The following is a 24775-nucleotide window of genomic DNA, read 5'->3' as shown; positions in this document are numbered from 1 at the left end:
TTGCCTTAGGAATAGGCGCATTGCAGGGTGATGTCAATCAACAAAAACGCAACGTTACGTTGCGCTTAACACAACGTGGCGACAATCACGCGATCGGCGTTGAACAGGGCGTGTACGGCGGTGCCGACGCTCAGCTGCAGGCGCTGCAGCTCCGCCGTCATCAGGGTGGCGCACAGGGTTTCGCCGCCCGCCAGCGTCACCAGCACCTCGCTGTGTTCAGCGCCCGGCTGAATGCCGGCCACCACGCCCGCCAGCGCGTTATCCGCGCCGATATGCTCCGCCGAATCGACGCTTAACCGCACCCAGGGCGCCTTGATCAGCGTCAGCACCTCTTTGCCCGGCGTCAGCTGCAGCCGGTCGGCGCTTTGCTGGGTGACGGCCGCCGTCAGGCGAGTGGTGCCGTCATTCAACAAAATCGCCAGGTGCTGCTGCACCTGCTGATGATCGCGTTCGATGACGGTGCCGAAAAACTGATTGCGCGCGCTGGTTTGCAGCGAGAAGCGCGAGATGGCCGCCAACAGGCTGTCGAGCGGCAGATCGTCCTGCTGCAACACGTCGAAAGCTTTTTGCTGCACCTGGCCCAGCAGGTCATACAGCTGGATCAACCGCTGGCCATAGTGCGTCAGCTGTGCGCCGCCGCCGCCTTTACCGCCGGTGGCGCGTTCCACCACCGTTTGTTCCGCCAACTGGTTCATCTCATTGATGGCGTCCCAGGCGCTTTTGTAGCTGATGCCCGCCAGTTTGGCGCCCTGGCTGATGGAGCCGGTGTGCTGCACCTGTTTCAGCAGCGCGATGCGGCGCGGATCGGCGAACAGCTTTTGCTGGAGTTTGAGAGTCAGAAGAATTTCGGCCTGCATAGCGCATCCTGTCGGCGGCAAAAATCTTATTGTCGCCGATTTGGCGGCAAAGCGCCAAGCGCAGTGCGCTGGAGGGCGGGGCAATAAAGACTGGCATTGCTTTGTTGTTATAATATAACATAACAGAAAAACGATAAGGTTTTACGCTGGCTGCGGCCGGTTTTTATTTCACCACAGGGATGCTTCACATGAGTACGACACGCCGGCGTCTTGTCACGCCCAGAAAATCGTTATGCCTTGCCGCCGCCTGGGTCGGCGGCGCACTGACGGCGCCGTTGGCTTTCGCCGCCGACTGCGATAAAGCCCGCAATGCCACGGGATGCGAAGAACAGCTCACCGTGGAGGCGGCGGCCCCCGCCGGGCGCTACGATGCGTTGAGCGCCGTGAGCCGCAGCGCTTCGCAGCTTGGGCTGACCGCTCGGGAGACGCCGCGTAGCGTCGATATCATCAGCGCAAGAGCGATTCAACAGCGGGGCGATCGCTCGCTGGCCGCCGCCGTCGAGCACGCCACTGGCCTGTCCGGCGTCGCTTCGCCGACGCTGTCCAACAACTTTTCCGCGCGCGGTTTCCGGCCGATCGCCTGGCTGTATAACGGCGTGGAGATGCCCGGCAGCACGCTGCAGCTGGGCGATCCGGCGCATTACGACAGCATCGAGATACTGCGCGGGCCGGGATCGGCCCTGAACGGCCTGAGCGCCGCGGGCGGCAGCGTCAACCTGATCTCGCGGCGGCCGACCTTCAGCCGCCAGCCGTTCGAGCTCGATTATGGCTTCGGCAGCTACCGCAGCCAGCGTCTGCATCTGGGGGCCGGCGGCGCGCTGGTGGACGATGCGGTGGCGTACCGGTTGGACGTCAGCGGCAACGACAGCGGCAGCAACGTGCAGTACGAACGCGATCGGCAGAAGCGGGTTTCCGGCTCGCTGCTGTTTAAACTGACGGACGATGCGCTGTTGACGCTGAGCCTGGACCGCATGCTCAACCGCACCAACAACCCTTACTACGGCACGCCGCTGCTGGACGGGCGCATTGCCGGCGAGCTGCGCGACATCAATTACAACAACCTGACCGACAGCCGCATCCAGAGCAACGCCACGGCATTTCAGGCCAGTCTGGACTGGTTTATGACGCCCGAAGTGGAGTGGCATAACCAATTTTATTACTACAGCGGCTTTCGCGAGTGGCGCAACGTCGAACGCTTTCGCGTCGCGGCGGCGGCCCGGCCCGGTGACGTCAACCGCGACTCCTTCGGCGCCTTGGCGCACGACGACGATCTGATCGGCAACCGCAGTTCGCTGGTGTTCGATCGCGCCATCGCCGGTTTCGATAACCGGTTGCTGGTCGGCCTCGATCTGAGCAAGCGGCATTTTCAATACTACTCCAACGGCTTCCCCGGATCCGAAGACGTGCCGCTTGGCGCGCCGCCCCGAGAGCCGTTCGCCCAGGGAACCGACCGCCAACGCGCGCCGGTGCGCCACGTTACCCAGAACCAGTACGCCGCCTTTCTTGAAGATCGCTTCAGCCTGACCGAGCGTTTAGCGCTGCTGGGCCAGCTGCGCTACAACCATATGAACATGGACTGGCGCTTCCAGGGGCCGCAGGAAGAGAGCCGCGCGCATACCTACGTTTTCAGCACCTGGAGCCTGGGCCCCAGCTATGCATTGACCGATAACCTCACGCTCTACGCCAACTACACCACCGGCCAGGAGCCGGGCAACGATCTGTTCTTCCTCAGCCCAACGCAGACCGATCTGCCGCTGACGCGAGCGCGCCAGTGGGAGGCCGGCGCCAAAGGGCAGTTCTGGGGTAACAAAGGCGAGGCGACGCTGGCGCTGTATGAACTGCGCAAGGACAACCTGTTTGTGCCCGACGTGCAGCGGCCGGATGCGTTGAACGCGGTAGGCAGGCAGACGTCGCGCGGCATCGAGCTTGGCGTGGTGCTGCATCCCGACGAGCGCTGGGAGCTGGCCGGCAACGCCGCCTACACGCATGCCCGCTACGACGACTATCGCGGCGGCAGCCCGCTGCGCAGCTACAACGGCAATCGCCCGGCCTATATCCCGGACTGGACCGCCAACCTCAGCGTGCATTATCAGGCGACGGAGCGTCTGGGGCTGGCTTCTTCACTGCGCTACGTCGGCAGCAGTTACAACGACGACGCCAACCGGCGCAAGATGCGCGCGTACACCACGCTCGATCTGGCGGCGGACTATCAGCTGACGCCGATCGTCGATGTCGGTTTTCGCATTCGCAACGCCACCAACCAGCTGTACGCCTACCAGCGCACTTACCCGGATCAGGCGCTGATCGCGCCGCCGCGCAGTTATGAAACCTTTGTGTCGGTCAGGTTCTGACGGCGTGAAACGCCGGCTTGCTCTGCTGTTGTGCGCCCTGGGATTGGGCGGCGGCGCGCCGCTGCGCGCCGATGCCGTCAGCCTGCAAAATTGCGGGGTAACGCACGATTACCCGCAGCCGCCGCAGCGGGTGCTGGTTTACGCCAACCCGGCGCTGGAAAACCTGCTGGCGCTGGGGCTGGCCGCCCGCGCGATCGGCGTGGTCGGGTATGACCGTGCGCGCGATCCCGCGCCGACGGCCGATGCGCTGCAGGCGCCCACCAGCCCGGCGCCGCCCACGGCGGAAGCGTTGTTGCTGATGCGGCCGGATTTTGTCTATTCGGCCAGCTATTACTGGCTGCACAGCCCGGAAACGCCCGATCGGGCGCGGCTGGCAGAATGGGGCATCGGCACTTATCTCTCACCCGGCGCCTGCAGCGGCCAGCAAAGCGCGATCGCCGCCGCGCTGACGTTTGAAGACATTTTCACCGAGCTGCGGGAGCTGGCGCGCATTTTCAACGTCAGCCGCGCCGGTGAAGCGCTGGTCGAACGGCTGCGCGGGCAGCTGAGGGCGCTCGAACCACAGCGTGCTCAGCTGCCGCATTTACGTCTGCTGTGGTGGTATGCCGGCGCGCAGACGCCCTACGTGGCCGGCTGCTGCGGCGCGCCAGGTTTGCTGAGCCGCAGCGTCGGCAGCGAGAACCTGTTCGGCGACCGGTCCGAGCTGTGGCCGACGGTGTCCTGGGAAATCATCGCCGCCCGCGATCCGGATGCGATCGTGCTTGGCGATCTGCCGCGTGGCGGCCTCGGCGACAGCGCGGCCGACAAGATCGCCTTTCTGGAGCATCACCCGCTGACCGCGACGCTACGCGCCGTGCGTCAGCGGCGCTACGTGATCCTCCCCGGTTACGACATGGACCCTTCCGCCCGCACCGTGGCGGCTCTGGGCCGTTTGATTCGGGGCCTGGCGGCCTTGCCGCCGCAGGCGCCGACTTTTTCCAACAAGGAACCTTGATATGACTGCCGTTTCATTCTCTTCGCTGCTGGACTCCTGGGATCGCCAGCAGGCGGCCTACATCGCCGAACGGGAAGCGCGTTTTAACGCCCAGCTGGACGTGCTCGCGCTGGCCGCCGGTCAGGATTTTCATGTGGTGGATCTGGCTTGCGGCCCGGGCTCGCTGAGCCTGCGCATTTTGCAGCGCTTTCCGCAGGCCAGGGTGACCGCCATCGATCTCGATCCGCTGCTGCTGGCGGTGGCGCGCGGCGCGCTGGCGGCGTACGGCGATCGGATCCGCATTCTGCAGGCCGATCTGGCGGATCCGGCCTGTTTTTCCGCGCTGTCCGGCCCCGCGCCGCAGGCGGCGGTGTCCAGCACGGCGCTGCACTGGCTGATGCCCGAGCAGCAGCTGGCGCTGTACCGCAACGTCGCCGGGCTGCTGGCCGACGGCGGCGTGTTCCTGAACGCCGATCATCAGCGCTATGACCAGCGCCAGCCGCGGCTGAAAGCGTTGGCGGAGCGGCATGACGAGCAGACCCAACAGCGCGCCTGGGACAACGGCGTTGAGGATTGGGATCGCTGGTTTGCGGGCGCGCTGCAATCGCCGGCGTTGGCCGCTTATCAGGCCGAGCGTGAAGCGCTGTTCGCCGGCCGCCCGGTGCCGCCGCCGACGCCGGTGGATTTCCAGCTCGCGGCCCTCAGGCAGGCCGGTTTCAGCGAGGCGGGGACGGTGTGGCAGCTGTTGGACGACTATGTGATCGCAGGCTGGAAATAGCATGATCCGGCGGTTACTGCCCGGCCGTGAGGCCGGCTGGCTGCTGTTGCTGGCGGCGGCGCTGCCGCTGGCCCTGCTGGGCGCCACCCTGTCGGGGCCCGCGCCGATCGCGTGGCACGACGCCTGGCGCATTGTGCTTGGCGTCAGCGGCGGTGCGGCGACCGATGCCGATGTGTATCAGCGCATCATCTGGTCGCTGCGGATGCCGCGCGCGCTGTTGGCGGCGCTGGCCGGCGCCGGATTGGCGCTGGCGGGCACTGTGCTGCAGTCGCTGACCCGCAATCCGCTGGCCGATCCCTGGGTGCTGGGCATCTCCTCCGGCGCCGGCGTGGGAGCGGTAACGGTGCTGGTATTGGGACTGGGGGGCGGCCTGTTGTCGGTGTCCGGCGGTGCGTTTATCGGCGCGTTGGGGGCGTTTGCGTTGGTGATGCTGCTGGCCGGGCGTTCGCTGCAGGGGGAGTCCACGCTGTTTATCCTGGCCGGGGTGGCGGTGACGCAGCTGCTCTCCGCGCTGACTTCGCTGATCACGCTCTGGCAGGCGGACGCCAACGCCACGCGCGGCGTGATGTTCTGGCTGCTGGGCTCGTTCAGCGACGCGCGCTGGCCGCAGGTCGGGCTGTGCGGGTTGGCGCTGGCGGCGGCGCTGCTGCTGTGTTGGCTGCGGGCGGGTGAGTTGGACGCGCTGGCGTTTGGCGGCGTGACCGCCGCTTCGCTGGGGGTGGCGGTGGCTCCGCTGAAGCTGCTGCTGTATGTGGTGACCACCGCGCTGACGGCGGCGATCGTCGCGTTCAGCGGCGCGGTGGGATTTATCGGGCTGACGGTGCCGCACGTCGCCCGGCGGCTGGTCGGCTCGCGGCATCGGCTGCTGTTGCCGGCCAGCGCGCTGTGCGGTGCGCTGTTCGCCGTGGCGGCGGACACCCTGGCCAGAACGCTGTTTGCCCCGCGCGAGCTGCCGGTCGGCGTGCTGACGGCGCTGCTGGGGGTGCCGGTATTCCTGCTGTTGCTGTATCGGAAGGTCAATGCATGACGATTGAAAAAGCGCGATCCGGCCTGTGCGCCGAGGCGGTGAGCTGGCGAGCGGGCGAACGCACGGTGCTGGAAAATCTGGATTTCTGCGCCTTGCCCGGTGAGGTCACCGGCGTGCTCGGCGTCAACGGCAGCGGTAAATCCACGTTGCTCAAGCTGCTGGCCGGGTTGCAGCCCGCCGCCGGGGGCCGCGTTTGGCTGGCAGGGCGCCAAATTACCGCGTTTTCCGGGCGGGAGCGCGCCAGGCGCATCGCCTTTCTCGAGCAATCCGCCCCCGGCGCTTTCGCGCTGCCGGTGAAGGAGGCGGTATTGTTGGGGCGCCTGGCCCATGTCGGCCGCTGGCGAGGTTTTGGTACCGAGGATCGCCGCCTCGCCGGGCAGGCGATGGAGCAAGTGGGCATCAGCCACCTGGCCGATCGCGATTGGCAGCGGCTGTCCGGCGGTGAACAACAGCGGGTGCATCTGGCGCGCGCGCTGGCGCAGCAGACGCCGTGGCTGCTGCTGGATGAGCCCGCCAACCATCTGGATATCGCCCATCAGCAGCAGTTTATGGCCTTGCTGCGGCGGCTGAAACTCAGCGTGGTGGTGACGCTGCACGATCTGAATCTGGCGGCCTGTTATTGCGATCGGGTGGCGCTGCTGCAGCAGGGCGGGATCTGTGCGGCGGGCACGCCGCGGCAGGCGCTGACGCCGGAGCACATTCGCGCGGTGTACGGGGTGGAAGCCCGGCTGGCGGCGCCCGCCGGCTATGCGCCACCGCTGATCTACTATCCTGCGGCGGGATGAGCCGGTGGAAAGGGCACGTTTGGCCGATCACAATTTCGCCCCGCTGGCTAAAATAACTCCGGTTTTAGCGATTTTTTGGGTTAGAATAACCCGATATGCGGTGAAAGGCATTTGCCGCTCAATGGGCAGTTAAGCGAGGCTATCATGTTGGAATTATTGAAAAGTCTGTTGTTTGCCGTGGTCATGGTGCCGGTGGTCATGGCGCTGATCCTCGGCCTGATCTACGGTTTTGGCGAAGTGTTCAACGTCTTCTCCAAAGTGGGCCGTTCGAAAGAAAACCGCACCCAGCACTGACCGTTCCCCATCCAGATACCCGCCGGCATCGCCCGGCGGGCATTCCTCAAGTTATCTCACGCTTTGCCGATAAACCGCATGACAAGCTTTCGCGCAACGTTATATTATTTTTTATATAACGAAGAGTGATAATGCACGTTAACTTGCGGAGAAAAACAATGAAACAGCAATGGACCAAATGGGTTGGCGGGATCGTGTTGGCATCGGGCCTGGTGGCACAGGCTTCGGCGGCGGAAAAGATCACCGTGTTCGCCGCCGCGTCGTTGACCAACGCGCTGCAGGACATCGCCACCCAGTATCAAAAAGGCAAGGACGTGCAGGTGGTTTCCTCCTTCGCGTCGTCCTCGACGCTGGCGCGCCAAATTGAGCAGGGCGCCCCGGCCGATCTGTTCATCTCCGCCGATCAACAGTGGATGGATTACGCCATCGACAAACAGCAGATGGTGAAAGACACCCGCTATACGCTGCTGGGCAACGAACTGGTGCTGATCGCCGCCAAGAGCGATAAGCAAGACAAGATCGCCATCGACAAGCAGACCGACTGGGCCAAGCTGCTCAACGGCGGCCGTCTGGCGGTGGGCGATCCGGATCACGTGCCGGCCGGCATCTACGCCAAAGAGGCGCTGGAACACCTGGGCGCCTGGAGCGCGCTGGAGCCGAAACTGGCGCGCGCCAACAACGTGCGCAGCGCGATGGCGCTGGTGGAGCGCGGTGAAGCACCGCTCGGCATCGTCTACGGCTCCGACGCGGTCGCCAGCGACAAGGTGAAAGTGGTGGGCGTGTTCCCGGAAGACAGCCACAAACCGGTTGAATATCCGATGGCGATGGTGAAAGATCGTCAAAATCCGACGGTTAGCGCTTTCTATACCTATCTGAAGGGCCCGGAAGCGGCCGCTATTTTCGAACATTATGGATTCACCCCGCGTAAATGATTCTGAGTGAGTACGAGTGGCAGGCGGTTGAGCTGAGCCTGAAAGTCTCCGGTTTGGCGGTGGTCTGCAGCCTGCCGTTCGGCATTCTGATGGCCTGGGTGCTGGTGCGTTGCCGCTTTCCCGGCAAGGCGCTGCTGGACGGCGTCATTCACCTGCCGCTGGTGCTGCCGCCGGTGGTGGTCGGCTATTTGCTGCTGATCGCCATGGGGCGGCGCGGCGTCATCGGCGAGTGGCTGTACGACTGGTTCGGCTTCAGCTTCAGCTTTAGCTGGCGCGGCGCCGCGCTGGCATCGGCGGTGGTGGCGTTTCCGCTGATGGTGCGCGCCATCCGGCTGGCGCTGGAGGCGGTGGATACCCGGCTGGAGCAGGCGGCGCGCACGCTGGGCGCCAACCCGTGGCGGGTGTTTTTCACCGTCACGCTGCCGCTGTCGCTGCCCGGCGTCATTGTCGGCGTGGTGCTGGCCTTCGCCCGCTCGCTGGGGGAGTTCGGCGCCACCATCACCTTTGTCTCCAACATTCCCGGTGAAACCCGCACCATTCCGCTGGCGATGTATACGCTGATCGAAACGCCGGGGGCGGAAGCCGCCGCCGCGCGGCTGTGCGCGATCGCCATCGTGCTGTCGCTGGCTTCGCTGATGGTGTCCGAATGGCTGGCCCGCTGGGGCCGCAAACGGATGGGGGTGTAAATGCTGGAGCTGGATTTCTCGCAGCAGCTGGGCGACCTCAATCTCAACGTCCGCGCCGATTTGCCGGCGCAGGGCATCACCGCGATTTTCGGCCTGTCCGGCGCGGGCAAAACTTCCCTGATCAACGCCATCGGCGGCCTGACCCGTTTGCAGCAGGGGCGCATCGCGCTCAATGGCCGCACGCTGGTGGATACCGCCGCGGGCCTTTGCCTGCCGCCGGAAAAGCGCCGTATCGGCTACGTGTTTCAGGATGCGCGGCTGTTCCCGCACTATCGGGTGCGCGGCAACCTGCAATACGGCATGGCGGCCGGCATGCGCGCGCAGTTCAACACCATCGTCGAGCTACTGGGCATCGGGCCGCTGCTCAATCGGCTGCCGCTGACGCTCTCCGGCGGTGAAAAACAGCGGGTGGCGATCGGCCGCGCGCTGCTGACCGCGCCGGAACTGCTGCTGATGGACGAGCCGCTGGCCTCGCTCGATCTGCCGCGCAAACGCGAGCTACTGCCGTATCTGGAGCGGTTGGCGCAGGACGTCAACATCCCCATCCTCTACGTCAGCCATAGCCTGGACGAGATCCTGCGCCTGGCCGAGCAGGTGATGGTGCTGGATCGCGGCGAGGTGCGCGCGTTCGGCGGGCTGGAAGCCGTTTGGGCCAGCAGCGCGCTGCGGCCGTGGCTGCAGCGTGAAGATCAGAGCAGCGTGCTGCGCGTCAGCGTGATTGAGCATCATCAACGCTATGCCATGACCGCGCTGGCGCTCGGCGATCAAAGGCTGTGGGTCAGCGGCATCAACGCCGAACTGGGCACCCAGCTGCGCATCCGCATCAACGCCGCCGATGTCTCGCTGGTGCTGCAGCCACCGGTCAACAGCAGCATTCGCAACGTGTTGCCGGCCAAGGTAAGCGAGTGTCTGGACGTGGATGGGCAGGTGGAAGTGAAGCTGGCGGTCGGGGAACACGTGCTGTGGGCGCGGATCACGCCCTGGGCGCGCGATGAACTGGCGATCCGCCCTGGGCAGTGGCTGTACGCGCAGGTGAAGAGCGTGTCTATCAGCCGCGAGAGCCGCTAAGACAGGCCCTCCCGGCGGGAGGGCGAAAAAACTAGAGTACGCGGGTGCGGATCACCTCGGCGATGCCCGGCTGCAGGTTATCGGCGATCACCAGATCGGCGCGTTCCTTGATCGCATCATCGGCGTTGCCCATCGCCACGCCCAACCCGACCGCTTCCAGCATGCTGATGTCGTTGTAGTTGTCGCCGAACGCCACCACCTGATCCATGCTCAGCCCCTGCGACTCCACCCATTGGCGCAGGCGCTTGCCTTTGCTGTTGCCGCCTTTGGCGATATCCACCTGATCGTGCCAGGACCATTCGCACGCCAGCCCCAGCTCTTTCTCCACCGTGTCGGCAAACTCGCGCAGCGCCAGGGTATCGGTGTGCGAGGTGGCGAATTTCCAGATCGCCTGCGCGTCGTCGGCCGCCTGCGCCAGGCTGCCGACCTGCAGCAGCGTCGGGCGCTGCGCCGCCGGCAGGGTTTCGGCCCAGGCCAGCGAGCGGATCACGTGGCCGCTCGGCTCCTGATACAGCATGGCGTCGTCGACGTACATCAGCCCGTGAATGTCGGTCTGTTTGAGCATCTGCAGCACCTGCCTGGCCTGATCTTTCGCCAGCGGATCGGCCGCCAACACCTTCTTCTGCTGAAAATCATACAGATAGGTGCCGTTGCAGCAGATAGCCGGGGTATCTATCTGCAGCGCCTGGTAGAACGGATGGATAGCGACGTGGTGGCGGCCGGTGACCACCACCACCTGGATGCCGGCGGCGCGCGCCTGCGCCAGCGCTTCCAGCGATTGCGGTAAGATGCGTTTTTGGTTGTCCAGCAGGGTGCCGTCAAGATCGAGGGCGATGACGCGGTAGCTCATAGGGTTCTCGTTATCGTTAGCCATAAAATTAATCCGATGGTACACCGGATAGCCAACGGAGAAAACCGCGTGAGCTTCCGGTGCTAAGCGGGGTTGCCATGCGACGGATGTGCGGTAAGCTAGGGGCAATCGAACGGCCTGAAACCGGTTCCTCTTTTACCCTTTGCAAGGAGAACACATGAAGCAAATCGTTTATGTCGCCAGCCCGGAGAGCCAGCAGATCCACGTTTGGCAGTTGGATGACGCCGGCGCGCTGGCGCTGCTGCAAACCGTTGACGTGCCGGGCCAGGTGCAGCCGATGACCCTTCATCCGGACAAGACCCACCTGTACGTCGGCGTGCGTCCGGCGTTCGGCATCGTCAGCTACCGCATTGAGGCGGACGGCACGCTGCAGCAGGCCGGCATGGCGCCGCTGCCGGGCAGCCCGACCCATATCTCCACCGATTTGCAGGGGCGTTACCTGTTCTCCGCCTCCTACAGCGGCAACTGCGCCAGCATCAGCCCGATCGGCCACGACGGCGTGGTGACGGCGCCTATTCAGCAGATCGACGGCCTGACCGCGCCGCACTCGGCGAACATCGATCCGACCAACCAGCTGGTGCTGGTGCCTTGCCTGAAAGAAGACCGTATCCGCCTGTTCAACCTGAGCCTGGCGGGCCAGCTGACGCCGCACGCGCAGGAAGCGGTGGCGACCGCCGCCGGCGCCGGCCCGCGTCATATGGCGTTCCACCACAACGACAAGTTCGCCTACTGCGTCAATGAGCTGGACGGCACGGTGGACGTGCTGGCCATCTCGGAAAACGGCGGCAAATACACCGTGACGCAGACGCTGGACATCATGCCGGCCGACTTCGACGGCACCCGCTGGGCGGCGGACATCCATATCACGCCGAACGGCCGCTTCCTGTACACCAGCGACCGCACCGCCAGCATTCTGACCATCTTCAGCGTTTCCGCAGACGGCGGCACGCTGAGCGTGGTCGGCTATCATCCGACCGAAGCGCAGCCGCGCGGTTTCAACATCGATCACAGCGGCCGCTTCGTGATTTCGTCCGGCCAGAAATCCGATCACATCGCGGTGCATGAAATTGACCAGGCCAGCGGTAAGCTGACCACGCTGGCGCGTTATCCGGTGGGCAAAGGCCCGATGTGGGTGAGCGTGCTGGCGAAGTAATTCGGCGGTCAGACGAGTATGGAAAAAGCGCGATTCGGTGGAATCGCGCTTTTTTATTGGCGGGGGATCAGTTGAACGTCACCGTCAGCGTGGCGCTGCCGAGGCTGTGGAAATGGACGTTAAAGCCCACCAGCGCGCCGCTGGAACCCTCATCCACCTCGATGCGCTCCACGTCCAGCGCATGCACGGTGAACTGGTAGCGGTGGCTTTCGCCACTCGGCGGCGCCGCGCCGCCGTAGCCGGCTGAGCCGAAGTCGGTGCGGGTCTGCAGCGCGCCGGCGGGCAGCGGAGCTTTGCCGGAGCCCGCGCCCTGCGGCAGCTCGCGCACGTCGGCGGGAATGTTGGCCACGATCCAGTGCCACCAGCCGGAGCCGGTCGGGGCATCGGGATCGTAAACGGCGATCACGAAGCTTTTGGTGCCGGCCGGCACGCCGTCCCAGGCCAGGTGGGGCGACAGGTTATCGCCGTGATAGCCCATGCCGTTGAAAACCTGCTGCTGCGGCAGTTTGCCGCCGTCCTGCAGATCGTTGCTGTACAAACGAAAAGCCATAGTGACTCCCAGTTGTCGGTAAACGCGAACCCTTAAGCTAGATCTTTTCGGTGGAACAATACAACCCCTTGCGCCAGCGGCGGACGGTTGATCTCGACGGTGACATGCACCAGTTCGGGACGCGCGGCCAACAGTTGGCGTACCCGATCGGGGGTGAGGGTGCGATCGGCGCTGCTCAAGGCGATGACGCAATGATACTTTCCTTTGCCGATGCGGCCTAAATGCAAATCGGTCAGCGTGAGCGAGTGGCCGGCAGTGGCCAGAGTTTGACGAATCTCTTGTGCAACGGGAGCGTCCATTTCGGCATCCAGCAAAATCTTTCCACTATCGCGCATCAGGCTATAGGCCCAGGCGGCCACCATCATCGCGCCGACGATGCCCATCAACGGATCGAGCCAGACGGCGCCCCAAAGCTTGCCGCCGAACAGCGCCACGATCGCCAGCACCGAAGTGGCGGCGTCGGCGATGACGTGGATATAGGCGGAACGCAGGTTGAGGTCATGATGATGGTCATCGTGGTCATCCCCGTGATGATGGTGGCCGCAGCCGCGCAACAGCCAGGCGCAAAGCAGATTGACGGCCAGCCCAATCGTACCGATGGCGATGGCTTCGTTGTAATGAATCGGGCTGGGATTCATCAGCCTCTGCGCAGACTGGAACAGCATCAGCGCCGCCACCAGCACCAACAACACCGCGCTGGTGTAACCGGCCAGCACTTCTATCTTCCAGGTGCCGAGGCTGAAGCGGCGGTCTTTGGCCAGCCGTCGTGCGGCGCCGTAAGCCAGCACCGACAGGCCCAGAGCCAGCGCGTGTGAGCTCATATGCCAGCCGTCGGCCAGCAATGCCATCGAGTTAAACAGCCAGCCACCGGCGATCTCGATGGCCATCATACCGGCGGTGAGTATCACCGCCCATCTGGTGTTTCTTTCAGCCAATGGGTTACCATCGTCAAAAACGTGGCTGTGCTCGCGGTGCAAAGCGGGCGCGTGAGAAGTCATGGTGAAGTTCCTCAGCAAAAGGTAGTGTTCTGAAATATACTATACCCCAGTATAGTAAATAACAATCAGGCGGAAATGATGAGCCATACCATCAGAGATCAAAAGAAGCTGTTGGCGCGGGTGCGCCGCATTAAAGGGCAGGCCGAAGCGCTGGAGCGCGCGCTGGAAAGCGGCGGTGAGTGTTCTGCTATTCTGCAGCAGATCGCAGCGGTGCGCGGCGCGGTCAACGGTTTGATGGCGCAGGTGCTGGAAGGGCACGTGCGCGAACACTTGGCTGCTGCGGACGCCACGCCGCAGCAGCGTGAGCAAGACATCGAGCAATTGATGACCGTCTTACGTTCCTATATGAAATAAGCATGATCTCACTGAAAAAACGCACGCCGTGGTTCGGCTGGCTGCGCCGTTGGGCCAAAGGCATCAAGCGCGATATTTACGCGCTGTGGCTGGCCGCCCGTGATAAGCGCACTCCGTGGTACGCCAAACTGATCGCGCTGCTGGTGGCCGGCTATGCGATCTCGCCGATCGATCTGATCCCGGACTTCATTCCGGTGCTGGGCTATCTGGACGACGTGATTATCGTACCGTTGGGCATCATGCTGGCGGTGCGCCTGATCCCCAAGCCGCTGATGGCCGAGCTGCGCGAGAAGGCGCAAAAGCGCGTGGATAACCCCACCGGCCGCATGGCGGCGGTGATGATCATTTTACTCTGGCTGCTGTGTCTGGGGCTGCTGGCCCGCTATCTGGACCAGCATTGGTAAGCCATTAACGCGCGGCGGCGGCCACGGCGGCGGTCAGGCGGCTGAGCTGTTCCGCTTCGATGATGTAAGGCGGCATCAGGTAAATCAGCTTGCCGAACGGCCGGATCCACACCCCGCGTTCGACGAACCCGCGCTGCAGCTCGGCGACGTTCACCGGTTCACGCATCTCCACCACCCCAATCGCGCCCAGCACCCGCACGTCCGCCACCTTCGGCAGCGCCGCGAGCGGCAGCAGCTCCTGCTTCAGCTGGGCTTCGATGGCGCTCACCTGCGCCTGCCAGCGATTTTCCGCCAGCAGCGCCAGGCTGGCGTCCGCCACCGCGCAGGCCAGCGGGTTGCCCATAAAGGTAGGGCCGTGCATAAAGCAGCCGGCCGCGCCGTTGCTGATGGTCTCCGCCACGTGGCGGGTGGTCAGGGTGGCGGACAGCGTCATGTAGCCGCCGGTCAGCGCCTTGCCCAGGCAGAGAATGTCCGGCACCACCTGCGCGTGCTCGCAGGCGAACAGCTTGCCGGTGCGGCCGAAGCCGGTGGCGATCTCGTCGGCGATCAGCAGCACCTGATGGCGATCGCACAGCTCGCGCACCCGCTTGAGGTAGCTTGGGTGGTAGATGCGCATGCCGCCGGCGCCTTGCACCACCGGTTCCAGGATCACCGCCGCCACTTCACCGGCGTGCTGCTCCAGCAGCGCGGCGAACGGCGCGATGTCCTCTTCACGCCATTCCTCGTCGAAGCGGCACTGCGGCGCGGTGGCGAACAGGTGCGGCGCCAGATAGCCCTGATAGAGGCTGTGCATCGAGTTGTCCGGATCGCAGACCGACATCGCGCCGAAGGTATCGCCGTGATAGCCGTGGCGCAGCGTCAGGATGCGCTGCCGCCGCTCGCCGCGCGCCTGCCAATACTGCAGCGCCATCTTCAGCGACACTTCCACCGCCACCGAACCAGAGTCCGCCAGGAACACGCACTGCAGCGCTTCCGGCGTCATCTCCACCAGCCGACGGCACAGCGAGATGGCGGACGGATGGGTAATACCGCCGAACATCACGTGCGACATCTTCTCCAGCTGCTGGCTGGCGGCCTGATTCAGGCGAGGATGGTTGTAACCGTGGATCGCCGCCCACCAGGAGGACATGCCGTCCACCAGACGCCGGCCGTCCGCCAGCTGCAGCTCGACGCCGCTGGCCGACTCGATCGGGTAACAGGGTAACGGGCGGCTCATGGAGGTGTAGGGGTGCCAGATATGACGTTGGTCAAACGCCAGGTCGGAAGCGGTGACAGACATACTTGTAAACCAAATTGAATTAAGATTGGTTGACAGTATATCCACAATATTTAAACTGGCGACACTTTTTCGTTTTGGAGACGCCATGATGGCCGATCGCATTCACTGGACAGTAGGGCAAGCCCAGGCCCTGTTTGATAAACCGCTGCTTGAACTGCTGTTCGAAGCGCAAACCGTACACCGTCAGCACTTTGACCCGCGTCAGGTGCAGGTCAGCACGCTGCTGTCGATCAAAACCGGCGCTTGCCCGGAAGACTGCAAATACTGCCCGCAGAGTTCGCGCTACAAGACCGGCCTGGAGGCGGAGCGGCTGATGCAGGTCGAGCAGGTGCTGGAATCGGCGCGCAAGGCCAAGGCGAACGGATCGACCCGTTTTTGCATGGGCGCGGCGTGGAAGAACCCGCACGAGCGCGATATGCCTTATCTGCAGCAGATGGTGCAGGGCGTGAAAGCGATGGGCATGGAAACCTGCATGACCCTGGGCACGCTGGACGGCACTCAGGCTGAACGGCTGGCGGAGGCCGGGCTGGATTACTACAACCATAACCTCGACACCTCGCCGGAGTTCTACGGCAGCATCATCACCACCCGCAGCTACCAGGAACGCCTGGATACGCTCGACAAAGTGCGCGACGCCGGCATCAAAGTGTGCTCCGGCGGCATCGTCGGGCTGGGAGAAACGGTGCGTGACCGCGCCGGGCTGCTGGTGCAGCTGGCCAATCTGCCGAAGCCGCCGGAGAGCGTGCCGATCAACATGTTGGTGAAGGTGAAAGGCACGCCGCTGGCGGATAACGACGACGTCGATCCGTTCGATTTCATCCGCACCATCGCGGTGGCGCGCATCATGATGCCGTCTTCTTATGTCCGCCTTTCCGCCGGCCGTGAACAGATGAACGAACAGACGCAGGCGATGTGCTTCATGGCCGGCGCCAACTCGATCTTCTACGGCTGCAAGCTGCTGACCACGCCGAACCCGGAAGAAGACAAAGACCTGCAGCTGTTCCGCAAGCTGGGGCTGAACCCGCAGCAGACCGCCACCGAACACGGCGACAACCAGCAACAGCAGGCGCTGGCTAAGCAACTGCTGACCGCCGATACCGCCGAGTTTTACAACGCGGCGCTGTGATGAGCTGGCAACAACGCATTGAGCAGGCGCTGGCAGAGCGGCGCCTCAACGCCGCCTACCGTCGGCGACAGACCACCGAGGGCGGCAATGGCCGCCAGATTCGGCTCGGCGATCGTCTCTACCTGAATTTCTCCGGCAACGACTACCTGGGGCTGAGCCAGGATGCGCGGGTGATCGCCGCCTGGCAGCAGGGCGCGCAGCGCTACGGCGTTGGCAGCGGCGGTTCCGGCCACGTCACCGGCTTTAGCGCGGCGCATCAGGCGCTGGAGGAGCAACTGGCGGCGTGGCTCGGCTATCCGCGCGCGCTGCTGTTCATCTCCGGTTACGCCGCCAACCAGGCGGTGCTGGCGGCGTTGATGCAAAAGGGCGATCGCATTTTGGCCGATCGCCTCAGCCACGCCTCGCTGTTGGAGGCGGCGGCGCAATCGCCGGCCGAGCTGCGCCGCTTCCAGCACAATCAGCCGCAGGCGCTGGCGGATCTGCTGGCCAAACCCTGTGAAGGGCAGCGGCTGGCGGTGACCGAAGGGGTGTTCAGCATGGACGGCGACGGTGCACCGTTGGCGGAACTGCATCGCTTAACCCGCGCGGCGGGCGCCTGGCTGATGGTGGACGATGCCCACGGCGTCGGCGTGCGCGGCGAGCAAGGCCGCGGCAGCTGCTGGCAGCAGGGCGTGCGCCCTGAACTGCTGGTGGCCACCTTCGGCAAGGCGTTCGGCGTCAGCGGCGCGGCGGTGCTGTGCGATGAGGCGACCGCCGAGTATCTGCTGCAGTTCGCCCGTCATCTGATCTACAGCACCGCGATGCCGCCGGCGCAGGCCTGCGCGCTGCAGGCGGCGCTGGCCTGCATTCGAGAGGGCGATGAACTGCGCGCCCGGCTGCGGGACAACATCCGCCGTTTCCGCCAGGGCGCTGCGCCGCTGGCGCTGACCCTGACGGGCTCCGACACCGCCATCCAGCCGCTGCTGGTGGGTGACAATCAACGCGCGCTCGATCTGGCGGCCCGCCTGCGCGAGCGCGGGCTGTGGGTGAGCGCCATCCGCCCACCGACGGTGCCGCCGGGCGGCGCGCGGCTGCGCATCACCCTGACGGCGGCGCATCAGCCGCAGGATATCGATCGCCTGCTGGAGGTATTGCATGACGTCAGCCAATGACTGGGTGAACAAACAGGCGGTCGCTTCGGCCTTCAGCCGCGCCGCCGGCAGCTACGACGCCGCCGCCGCGCTGCAGCGTGACGTTGGCGAGCGCTTACTGGGGATGGGGAGTGCCCATCCGGGTGAACGGCTGCTGGATGCCGGCTGCGGCACCGGCTATTTCAGCCGCCTGTGGCGCGAGCGCGGCAAGCAGGTGACCGCGCTCGATCTGGCGCCGGGCATGCTGGACGTCGCCCGCCAACGGCAGGCGGCGCATCATTATCTGCTGGGCGATATCGAACAGGTGCCGTTGCCCAATGCGGCGATGGACATCTGTTTCAGCAGCCTGGTGGTGCAGTGGTGCAGCGATCTGCCCGCCGCGCTGGCGGAGCTGTACCGCGTGACCCGCCCCGGCGGCGCGATCCTGTTTTCCACGCTGGCGGCGGGCTCGCTGCAGGAGCTGGGGGATGCCTGGCAACAGGTGGACGGCGAGCGCCACGTGAACGCCTTTCTGCCGCTGGCGCAGATCCGCGCCGCCTGTGCTGGCTATCGACACGAGCTGGTCACGGAGTTGCGCACCCTGAACTACCCGGACGTGATGACGCTGATGCGTTCGCTCAAGGGCATCGGGGCCACGCACCTGCATCAGGGGCGCGAGGGCGGCCTGATGTCGCGCGGCCGTCTCGCCGCGCTGCAGGCGGCTTACCCGTGCCGGCGGGGGCAGTTCCCGCTCAGCTATCATCTGGCTTATGGAGTGATTTATCGTGATTAAACGTTGGTTCGTAACCGGCACCGACACCGAAGTGGGGAAAACCGTCGCCAGCAGCGCCTTGCTGCAGGCCGCCAACCGGGCGGGCTACCGCAGCGCCGGGTATAAGCCGGTGGCTTCCGGCAGCGAGATGACCGCCGAGGGACTGCGCAACGGCGACGCGCTGGCGCTGCAGGCCAACAGCGGCGTGGCGCTCAGCTACGATGAAGTGAACCCTTACGTTTTTGCCGAACCCACCTCGCCGCATATCGTCAGCGCCGATGAAGGCCGGCCGATCGACGCGGCGCGGCTGTCCGACGGCCTGCGCCGGCTGGAGCAGAGCGCCGACTGGGTGCTGGTCGAGGGCGCGGGCGGGTGGTTTACCCCGCTGTCGGCGGAGTACACCTTTGCCGACTGGGTGCAGCAGGAGCAACTGCCGGTGATCCTGGTGGTGGGCATCAAACTAGGCTGCATCAACCACGCGGTGCTGACGGCGCAGGCGGTGCAGCAGGCCGGGCTGACGCTGGCCGGTTGGATCGCCAACGACGTGGCGCCGCCGGGGCGGCGGCATCAGGAATACCTGGCCACGCTGCGCCGCATGCTGCCGGCGCCGCTGCTGGGCGAAATCCCGCACCTGCCGCAGGCTGAGCGGGCGCCGCTGGGGCAGTATCTGGATATCAGTCTGTTGGCACAGTAAGAAATCTTTGCCGTCTCTCTGGCTGATGATGTCGCAACGCCGGATCTTATGACCCGGCGTTGGCTTTTACATGGCGGTAATGCAGGCATTATCGAGATAAAGCACGCCATTTTTCGCCAGGGCAAACAGGTTGAACGTCAGGATGACATGGGTCGCCCAGACCGGGACCTTCCGCCGATTGGCGTTGAAACGATATTCGGTGTATTCGGTGTAAGCATCGGCTTTCATGACGGCATCCCAGGCTGCCGGCGCGGCTTTGGCGACGATCGAGATGCCGTTGTCCGCATGCTCTTGAATACAGGCAAACTGTAGCGTTGCAAACAGATTTCCGGTACCGCCGTTGACCGTTTTCAGGGTAAAGCAGGCGCCCAGCTGTTCATATTGCGCGACGGGCACGCTTACTTTCACCCCGGCGTTGGTATTGGCGTTGCCCAACTTGGTTACTTTCAGGGCGTTACCGCCGTCGATGCCCGCGCCGGCTTCGATGCCGATAGTCACCGCATCTGAGGTAAAGGGATCGTCGATCGTGCCGCCGGTCACCTCCCAGCCGAACGGCTTGGTGGAAAAGGTGAAATCGCCGTCTTTGAGCTTGTTATTCACGGCGCCGACCAGTGTCTGGATCCCGGCGCCGCCACCGCCGCCATCCAGGCGGCTATGGGCGATGACAAAGTCGCCGGTGCCGCTGAAATAGCGGCCGCTCGCGGTTCTTACGCCATAGAATTTCACGCTGTCGACGATAATCCCGCTACTGCCGGCCTCGGCGTAAAACAGCGACTCCTGCGCCAGTCGGCTGCCGGCGACGATGATTTCGCCGCCGTGAATTAACAGCGATGCATTTTGATTGGCGCTGCAGCGAAAGGGGATATCCGTGAGCGGGCTATTACCGTTGTTGAATTCCATATGGCAGCCATGCAGTTCAACGCTACCGGCCTGAACGTAAGCTATCGAACCGGCGTAGTCGAGCGACGTGCCGAATAGACGGAAGGCGCCGTTGGGGTTAGCGTTGCGTACGGCCAGCCCCTGGGAATTGCCGAGGGTGCCGCCGAAAAAGTTGATGCCTTCGCCGAAGTTTTGCGCTCCGCTGCTCGTTGAGGGCATATGTAGGCTTTCAAAACAGCGGATGACTTCACAGGCGTAATGGTGGGCGATATAGGCATTGGTGCCGTAGTACAGGCCGTAGTAGAAACCCGAAATATAGACGTTATTGACCGAGAAGTTGCCCAGCGGCCCTTCAGGCGAATGGAAACGGATACCATCGATATAGTTGTATTCGATCGGGGTTTCATCCTTGCCTTTGTTAATCTTGGCACCAATGCCTTTGACGGTGAAATCTTTCATGATAGGCGCTGGGCGAATAGGAACGTTGTTATCCAACGCGCCGCTGCTGGTATAGCAGCGCAGGAAATAGTTATGGTCGCTTTCCGTGCCGTTAGGGATCTCGGTAGTGATGCTGACGCCGTTGCCGTCGAGATAAACGAAGCCGACGTTGATGTCGGTTTTAGATGCGGTCCAGGTGGCAAAAGGCGCAGCAAATCTGACGATCGTCGGGCGTTTTAACGTGTTGATGATGAAATCCTGCGCGCTGACCAGTTCATCACGTGAGCTGACATAAATCCCTTCGACATTGAGCCGTTCCTGCAGGCTCCAGTTTCTATTGCGCAAATCCGCGTATTGAATAAATGCCGCGTTGTTGTCTGCCATGCCTAAATCCCTCGATATTGTGGTGTTGGTATAATGCATATCGAGTATGGGAAGACGGCAGGCCGTTGCCTATTGGGCGCAGACCTGCCGTGGCTGATACAACATCGGCATAGGCGGCAAACCGGGCTTTCACTCCGCCAACCCGGCGCCGATCAGCGCCTCATCCAGCTGCGCCAGCGCGCCGTGCGCCACCGTGCGCCCGCTGTCCAACAGGCAGAAGCGATCCGCCACCCGGCGCACGAACGGCAGCTGATGCTCCACCAATAAAATGGTCATGCCCAGTTCGCGGTTAAGCCGGCGGATCACGTTGCCGATGTCGGCGGCGATCGAGGGGGGGACGCCCGCCGTCGGTTCGTCGAGGATCAGCAGCGCCGGCTCCTGGGCCAGCGCCCGACCAATCGCCAGTTGGCGCTGAGCGCCCACGCACAGATCGCCGGCGCGGCGCGCGCGCATCTGGCGCAAATGGGGAAACAGGCTGTAGATCAGCGGCGGAATACGGCGAGGGGCGCCGTGCCCGGCCATTTGCGCCACCTGCAGATTCTCCTCCACGCTCAGCTGCGAGAAGAGCTGCCGCCCCTGGGGCACGTGGCTGATGCCCAGCGCGGCGCGGCGCTCCATCGGCTGCAGCAGCAGATTTTGCGGCGGCTGATCCGCCGGCTGCCAGGTCATGCTGCCGCTCACCACCGGCACATGCCCCATGATGCAGTTGACCAGCGTGGTCTTGCCCACGCCGTTGCGCCCGAGCAGCACGGTGCACTGGCCGCGCGGCAGCTCCAGGTTGATGTCCCACAGGGTGTGGTTCTGCCCGTAAAATTGATTGACCGATCTCAGGCTCAGCATTTGGCATTCTCCTCATAGACGCTCGTTTCACTCGTTGGCGGGGGCTGCAAAGGCCGCATGCGCGGCGAATTTCCCGAGTGTGGCAATGTCTGGAACAAAATGCCGTCCGTCCGAGGAGCCAGAGCCAGGTCTGCGGTGGACGGAATGACAGTCAATATGTCGTTAAAAACGACGCTTGTGACGACTTGGTGTCGTTCTTGCGTTTTTACGGGCGATAACGCCGCGGCGGTGAAACTCCGCGGCCGGCAGCGCATCATGCTGCCGCACCGCATTTATACGCAGGAAGATAAAGCAACTCCCAGGCCAATTTTTGCCGCCGGGTGAAAACGGGGGATTGTTATCGCCTTGTTAACCGCACGTCAGGCCTGACGCGCGCTGCCGTGACGGCCTGGAAATACGCGGGCAAGTTAACCCGGACGTTTTTTGCACTCTTGTGGTGCTGTTCGGTGTGGGTATGGTGCAAGGCATTGCGCCGCCGTCAAGAGTGATCCGCGTGAAAGGAGCCAATGCGATTTTGGCAATGGGGATTTTTAGTATTAATCGGCATAAACAAAGCGATATTTTTATGAAAAAATAACTAAAAAAGGCATTTTGGCCAGTGTAAAGGGCGAAAAGCTTTCTTTCTGTAACTCCCGCCCCGGGCGGGGCGGTGAGAGTTATCCACTATTCCTGTGGATAACCTTGTGTATTAGATTTAGAAAAACGCTGTAAAGCGAGAGCGGACGCGGGTTCTGTTCGCTTTGCCCGCATTCTCGTCTTTTTATTAAAGTAGTTAATTATCAATAATTTAATTAAAATCAAGACGCGAGAGTATTGATCAGGTCTCTATGTATGATTTTTCGACGCGGTGCTATCAATAAGTTAATTCGCGGCAAGTTCTGGGGATAAATCTGTTATTGACAATAAAAATGTCACCGGACTGTAACGCCACGGTGCAACGGCGTTGCCGCGGCATCGGGCGCAGCGACGAATCCGCTTGAAGCTGGTTTTATATCCAGTATCATGGGCACTGGCGCAAATCGCCGACACTTTCCATAATTAGGGGCCATGCCCGGCGCAGAGTCGGCTGGCCGCCTGAGCGCGCGCATCTCCACAGGGTAGCCGAGCAATGAGTAAACTTTTCAAACTGCATTCTGATTTCAAACCGGCCGGCGATCAGCCGGAAGCCATCCGCAAGCTGGAAGAGGGGCTGGAAGACGGCCTGGCGCACCAGACGTTGCTGGGGGTCACCGGTTCGGGCAAGACATTCACCATCGCCAATGTGATAGCCGATCTGAATCGGCCGACCATGGTGCTGGCGCCGAACAAGACGCTGGCGGCGCAGCTGTACGGCGAGATGAAAGAGTTTTTCCCGGAGAATGCGGTGGAATACTTCGTCTCCTACTACGACTACTACCAGCCGGAAGCCTACGTGCCCAGCTCCGATACCTTCATTGAAAAAGACGCTTCGGTGAACGAGCACATCGAGCAGATGCGCCTTTCCGCCACCAAGGCGCTGCTGGAGCGGCGCGACGTGGTGGTGGTGGCGTCGGTGTCGGCGATCTACGGCCTGGGCGATCCGGATCTTTACCTGAAGATGATGCTGCACCTGACCCAGGGGATGATCATCGATCAGCGATCCATTTTGCGCCGCCTGGCGGAGCTGCAATATTCCCGCAACGATCAGGCCTTCCAGCGCGCTACCTTCCGTGTGCGCGGCGAGGTGATCGACATTTACCCGGCGGAGTCGGACGAGCTGGCGCTGCGCGTCGAGCTGTTCGACGAAGAAGTGGAGCGGCTGTCGCTGTTCGATCCGCTGACCGGGCAGATCGAGCAGGTGGTGCCGCGCTTTACCATCTACCCGAAATCGCACTACGTGACGCCGCGTGAGCGGATCATGCAGGCGATGGAAGAGATCAAGGTCGATCTGGCGGACCGCCGCAAGGTGCTGCTGGCCAACAACAAGCTGCTGGAAGAGCAACGCCTGACGCAGCGCACCCAGTTCGATCTGGAGATGATGAACGAGCTGGGCTACTGCTCGGGCATCGAAAACTACTCTCGCTACCTGTCCGGGCGCGCCGAGGGCGAGCCGCCGCCGACGCTGTTCGACTACCTGCCGGCGGACGGCCTGCTGGTGGTCGACGAATCCCACGTCACCATTCCGCAGATCGGCGCGATGTTCAAGGGCGACCGCGCGCGCAAGGAAACGCTGGTGGAGTACGGCTTCCGCCTGCCGTCGGCGCTGGACAACCGCCCGCTGCGCTTCGAGGAGTTCGAGGCGCTGGCGCCGCAGACCATCTATGTCTCCGCGACGCCGGGCAAATACGAGCTGGAGAAATCCGGCGGCGATCTGATCGATCAGGTGGTGCGGCCGACCGGGCTGCTGGATCCGATCGTGGAGGTGCGGCCGGTCGCCACCCAGGTGGACGATCTGCTCTCCGAGATCCGCAAGCGAGCGGCGATCAACGAGCGCGTGCTGGTGACCACCCTGACCAAACGCATGGCGGAAGACCTGACCGAATACCTGGAAGAGCATGGCGAGCGCGTGCGGTACCTGCACTCGGACATCGATACCGTGGAACGGGTCGAAATCATCCGTGACCTGCGTCTGGGCGAGTTCGACGTGCTGGTGGGCATCAACCTGCTGCGTGAGGGGCTCGACATGCCTGAGGTGTCGCTGGTGGCGATTCTGGACGCCGACAAGGAAGGTTTCCTGCGTTCCGAGCGTTCGCTGATCCAGACCATCGGCCGCGCGGCGCGTAACCTGAACGGCAAGGCGATCCTGTATGGCGATCGCATCACCGATTCGATGGCCAAGGCGATCGGTGAAACCGAGCGGCGCCGTGCCAAGCAGCAGGCCTACAACGAAGCCAACGGCATCGTGCCGCAGGGGCTGAACAAGAAGATCGGCGACATTCTGCAGATCGGCCAGCCGGTCAACCGCGCCAAGAGCAAAGGCAAGGGCAAGGCGGCGGACGGCGGCGCTTCGCTGCAGAACCTTACGCCGAAAGCGCTGGATCAGAAAATCCGCGATCTCGAAGCGCAGATGTACACCCACGCGCAAAACCTGGAGTTCGAGCAGGCGGCTGCGCTGCGCGACGAGATCCACCAACTGCGCGAGCAGTTTATTGCGATTTCCTGACCGTTGGATGACGCCCGTGCCGTGGGCGTCGAAATTCCTTGTCGGCCGCGTC

The 24775-nt window shown here is 63.4% G+C and carries 26 protein-coding genes; 19 read left to right on the top strand and 7 right to left on the bottom strand.

Going from position 1 to position 24775, the window contains the following annotated elements; genetic code table 11:
- Positions 1–65: 65 nt before the first annotated feature.
- Positions 66–857, bottom strand: coding sequence for a molybdenum-dependent transcriptional regulator (gene modE, locus ABTW55_RS05495; protein WP_033653524.1), 792 nt, complete (start codon positions 855–857; stop codon positions 66–68).
- 188 nt (positions 858–1045) lie between these two features.
- Here modE and ABTW55_RS05490 point away from each other — a divergent pair, with 188 nt between their 5' ends.
- The 9 genes from ABTW55_RS05490 (at position 1046) to modC (ending at position 9751) form a co-directional block, all read left to right on the top strand.
- Positions 1046–3208, top strand: a complete 2163-nt coding sequence (locus tag ABTW55_RS05490) for a TonB-dependent siderophore receptor (protein WP_033653523.1) — start codon at positions 1046–1048, stop codon at positions 3206–3208.
- A 4-nt stretch (positions 3209–3212) separates the two neighbouring features.
- Positions 3213–4202 (top strand): ABC transporter substrate-binding protein, encoded by a 990-nt coding sequence (locus ABTW55_RS05485; protein WP_033653522.1) that lies wholly within the window; start codon positions 3213–3215, stop codon positions 4200–4202.
- Position 4203: 1 nt separating this feature from the next.
- A complete protein-coding gene (locus ABTW55_RS05480; protein ID WP_033647137.1) occupies positions 4204–4959 on the top strand; it encodes a trans-aconitate 2-methyltransferase in 756 nt (251 codons plus the stop codon).
- Position 4960: 1 nt separating this feature from the next.
- Positions 4961–5986 carry an iron ABC transporter permease gene (locus tag ABTW55_RS05475; RefSeq protein ID WP_041033936.1) on the top strand — a complete coding sequence of 342 codons (1026 nt, stop codon included), beginning with the start codon at positions 4961–4963 and terminating at the stop codon, positions 5984–5986.
- Positions 5983–6771, top strand: coding sequence for an ABC transporter ATP-binding protein (locus tag ABTW55_RS05470; protein WP_060420269.1), 789 nt, complete (start codon positions 5983–5985; stop codon positions 6769–6771). The genes ABTW55_RS05475 and ABTW55_RS05470 overlap by 4 nt, the downstream gene beginning before the upstream one ends.
- Positions 6772–6915: 144 nt before the next feature.
- Complete coding sequence (locus ABTW55_RS05465) at positions 6916–7065, top strand: AcrZ family multidrug efflux pump-associated protein (protein ID WP_004939813.1); 150 nt, start codon at positions 6916–6918, stop codon at positions 7063–7065.
- A 158-nt stretch (positions 7066–7223) separates the two neighbouring features.
- Positions 7224–7997 (top strand): molybdate ABC transporter substrate-binding protein, encoded by a 774-nt coding sequence (modA, locus tag ABTW55_RS05460; protein ID WP_033647133.1) that lies wholly within the window; start codon positions 7224–7226, stop codon positions 7995–7997.
- A complete protein-coding gene (gene modB / locus ABTW55_RS05455; protein WP_033653514.1) occupies positions 7994–8683 on the top strand; it encodes a molybdate ABC transporter permease subunit in 690 nt (229 codons plus the stop codon). The genes modA and modB overlap by 4 nt, the downstream gene beginning before the upstream one ends.
- Positions 8684–9751: a molybdenum ABC transporter ATP-binding protein ModC gene (gene modC / locus ABTW55_RS05450; protein WP_060420266.1), complete on the top strand. Its 1068-nt coding sequence runs from the start codon at positions 8684–8686 to the stop codon at positions 9749–9751. It abuts the gene before it with no gap.
- A 31-nt stretch (positions 9752–9782) separates the two neighbouring features.
- Here the strand turns inward: modC and ABTW55_RS05445 are convergent, their stop codons facing one another.
- Positions 9783–10601 (bottom strand): pyridoxal phosphatase, encoded by an 819-nt coding sequence (locus ABTW55_RS05445; protein ID WP_049212871.1) that lies wholly within the window; start codon positions 10599–10601, stop codon positions 9783–9785.
- A gap of 178 nt (positions 10602–10779) precedes the next feature.
- Between ABTW55_RS05445 and pgl the strand changes: the two genes are divergently transcribed.
- Positions 10780–11775 (top strand): 6-phosphogluconolactonase, encoded by a 996-nt coding sequence (gene pgl / locus ABTW55_RS05440; RefSeq protein WP_033637496.1) that lies wholly within the window; start codon positions 10780–10782, stop codon positions 11773–11775.
- A 67-nt stretch (positions 11776–11842) separates the two neighbouring features.
- On the opposite strand, the gene ABTW55_RS05435 is transcribed toward pgl, so the two are convergent.
- Together ABTW55_RS05435 and dmeF are read right to left on the bottom strand one after the other, a co-directional pair.
- A complete protein-coding gene (locus ABTW55_RS05435) occupies positions 11843–12325 on the bottom strand; it encodes a kinase inhibitor (protein WP_033637497.1) in 483 nt (160 codons plus the stop codon).
- Positions 12326–12357: 32 nt separating this feature from the next.
- Positions 12358–13323: a CDF family Co(II)/Ni(II) efflux transporter DmeF gene (gene dmeF, locus ABTW55_RS05430; RefSeq protein ID WP_072264992.1), complete on the bottom strand. Its 966-nt coding sequence runs from the start codon at positions 13321–13323 to the stop codon at positions 12358–12360.
- Positions 13324–13401: 78 nt separating this feature from the next.
- On the opposite strand from dmeF, the gene ABTW55_RS05425 reads away from it, so the two are divergent.
- Entirely contained in the window at positions 13402–13677 is a 276-nt protein-coding gene (locus ABTW55_RS05425; RefSeq protein WP_019453999.1) for a metal/formaldehyde-sensitive transcriptional repressor, read from the top strand.
- Between the two features lie 2 nt (positions 13678–13679).
- Positions 13680–14081 (top strand): YkvA family protein, encoded by a 402-nt coding sequence (locus ABTW55_RS05420; protein WP_016928691.1) that lies wholly within the window; start codon positions 13680–13682, stop codon positions 14079–14081.
- 4 nt (positions 14082–14085) lie between these two features.
- Here ABTW55_RS05420 and bioA read toward each other — a convergent pair whose 3' ends face one another.
- Positions 14086–15360: an adenosylmethionine--8-amino-7-oxononanoate transaminase gene (bioA, locus tag ABTW55_RS05415; protein WP_049212786.1), complete on the bottom strand. Its 1275-nt coding sequence runs from the start codon at positions 15358–15360 to the stop codon at positions 14086–14088.
- Positions 15361–15448: 88 nt separating this feature from the next.
- Between bioA and bioB the strand changes: the two genes are divergently transcribed.
- From bioB to bioD, 4 genes are read left to right on the top strand one after another with little or no spacing between them, the layout of a single operon-like run.
- Positions 15449–16486, top strand: coding sequence for a biotin synthase BioB (gene bioB, locus ABTW55_RS05410; RefSeq protein ID WP_033653544.1), 1038 nt, complete (start codon positions 15449–15451; stop codon positions 16484–16486).
- The gene (bioF, locus tag ABTW55_RS05405) at positions 16486–17637 is read left to right on the top strand and encodes an 8-amino-7-oxononanoate synthase (protein WP_060420118.1); all 1152 of its coding nucleotides are present in this window, start codon (positions 16486–16488) and stop codon (positions 17635–17637) included. Before bioB ends, bioF begins: the two co-directional genes overlap by 1 nt.
- Positions 17621–18388 carry a malonyl-ACP O-methyltransferase BioC gene (gene bioC / locus ABTW55_RS05400; protein WP_060420115.1) on the top strand — a complete coding sequence of 256 codons (768 nt, stop codon included), beginning with the start codon at positions 17621–17623 and terminating at the stop codon, positions 18386–18388. The genes bioF and bioC overlap by 17 nt, the downstream gene beginning before the upstream one ends.
- Entirely contained in the window at positions 18381–19061 is a 681-nt protein-coding gene (gene bioD, locus ABTW55_RS05395) for a dethiobiotin synthase (RefSeq protein ID WP_060420113.1), read from the top strand. Before bioC ends, bioD begins: the two co-directional genes overlap by 8 nt.
- 66 nt (positions 19062–19127) lie before the next feature.
- Here the strand turns inward: bioD and ABTW55_RS05390 are convergent, their stop codons facing one another.
- The gene (locus tag ABTW55_RS05390) at positions 19128–20801 is read right to left on the bottom strand and encodes a hypothetical protein (RefSeq protein WP_230199947.1); all 1674 of its coding nucleotides are present in this window, start codon (positions 20799–20801) and stop codon (positions 19128–19130) included.
- A 90-nt stretch (positions 20802–20891) separates the two neighbouring features.
- Entirely contained in the window at positions 20892–21602 is a 711-nt protein-coding gene (locus ABTW55_RS05385) for an ATP-binding cassette domain-containing protein (RefSeq protein WP_060420108.1), read from the bottom strand.
- A 144-nt stretch (positions 21603–21746) separates the two neighbouring features.
- On the opposite strand from ABTW55_RS05385, the gene ABTW55_RS05380 reads away from it, so the two are divergent.
- The 3 genes from ABTW55_RS05380 to uvrB all read left to right on the top strand — a co-directional run bounded on the left by ABTW55_RS05380 (position 21747) and on the right by uvrB (position 24723).
- Positions 21747–21926 carry a hypothetical protein gene (locus ABTW55_RS05380; protein WP_130042688.1) on the top strand — a complete coding sequence of 60 codons (180 nt, stop codon included), beginning with the start codon at positions 21747–21749 and terminating at the stop codon, positions 21924–21926.
- Positions 21927–22056: 130 nt separating this feature from the next.
- Positions 22057–22179 (top strand): hypothetical protein, encoded by a 123-nt coding sequence (locus ABTW55_RS05375; protein ID WP_258366539.1) that lies wholly within the window; start codon positions 22057–22059, stop codon positions 22177–22179.
- A 531-nt stretch (positions 22180–22710) separates the two neighbouring features.
- On the top strand, positions 22711–24723 hold the full coding sequence (gene uvrB, locus ABTW55_RS05370; protein WP_060420105.1) for an excinuclease ABC subunit UvrB: 2013 nt from the start codon (positions 22711–22713) through the stop codon (positions 24721–24723).
- The last annotated feature ends 52 nt before the right edge of the window (positions 24724–24775 follow it).

The sequence above is a fragment of the Serratia sp. SM04 genome, assembly GCF_040280225.1.
Lineage (GTDB): Bacteria > Pseudomonadota > Gammaproteobacteria > Enterobacterales > Enterobacteriaceae > Serratia > Serratia sarumanii.
This window is presented reverse-complemented; position numbering and strand designations above follow the sequence as displayed.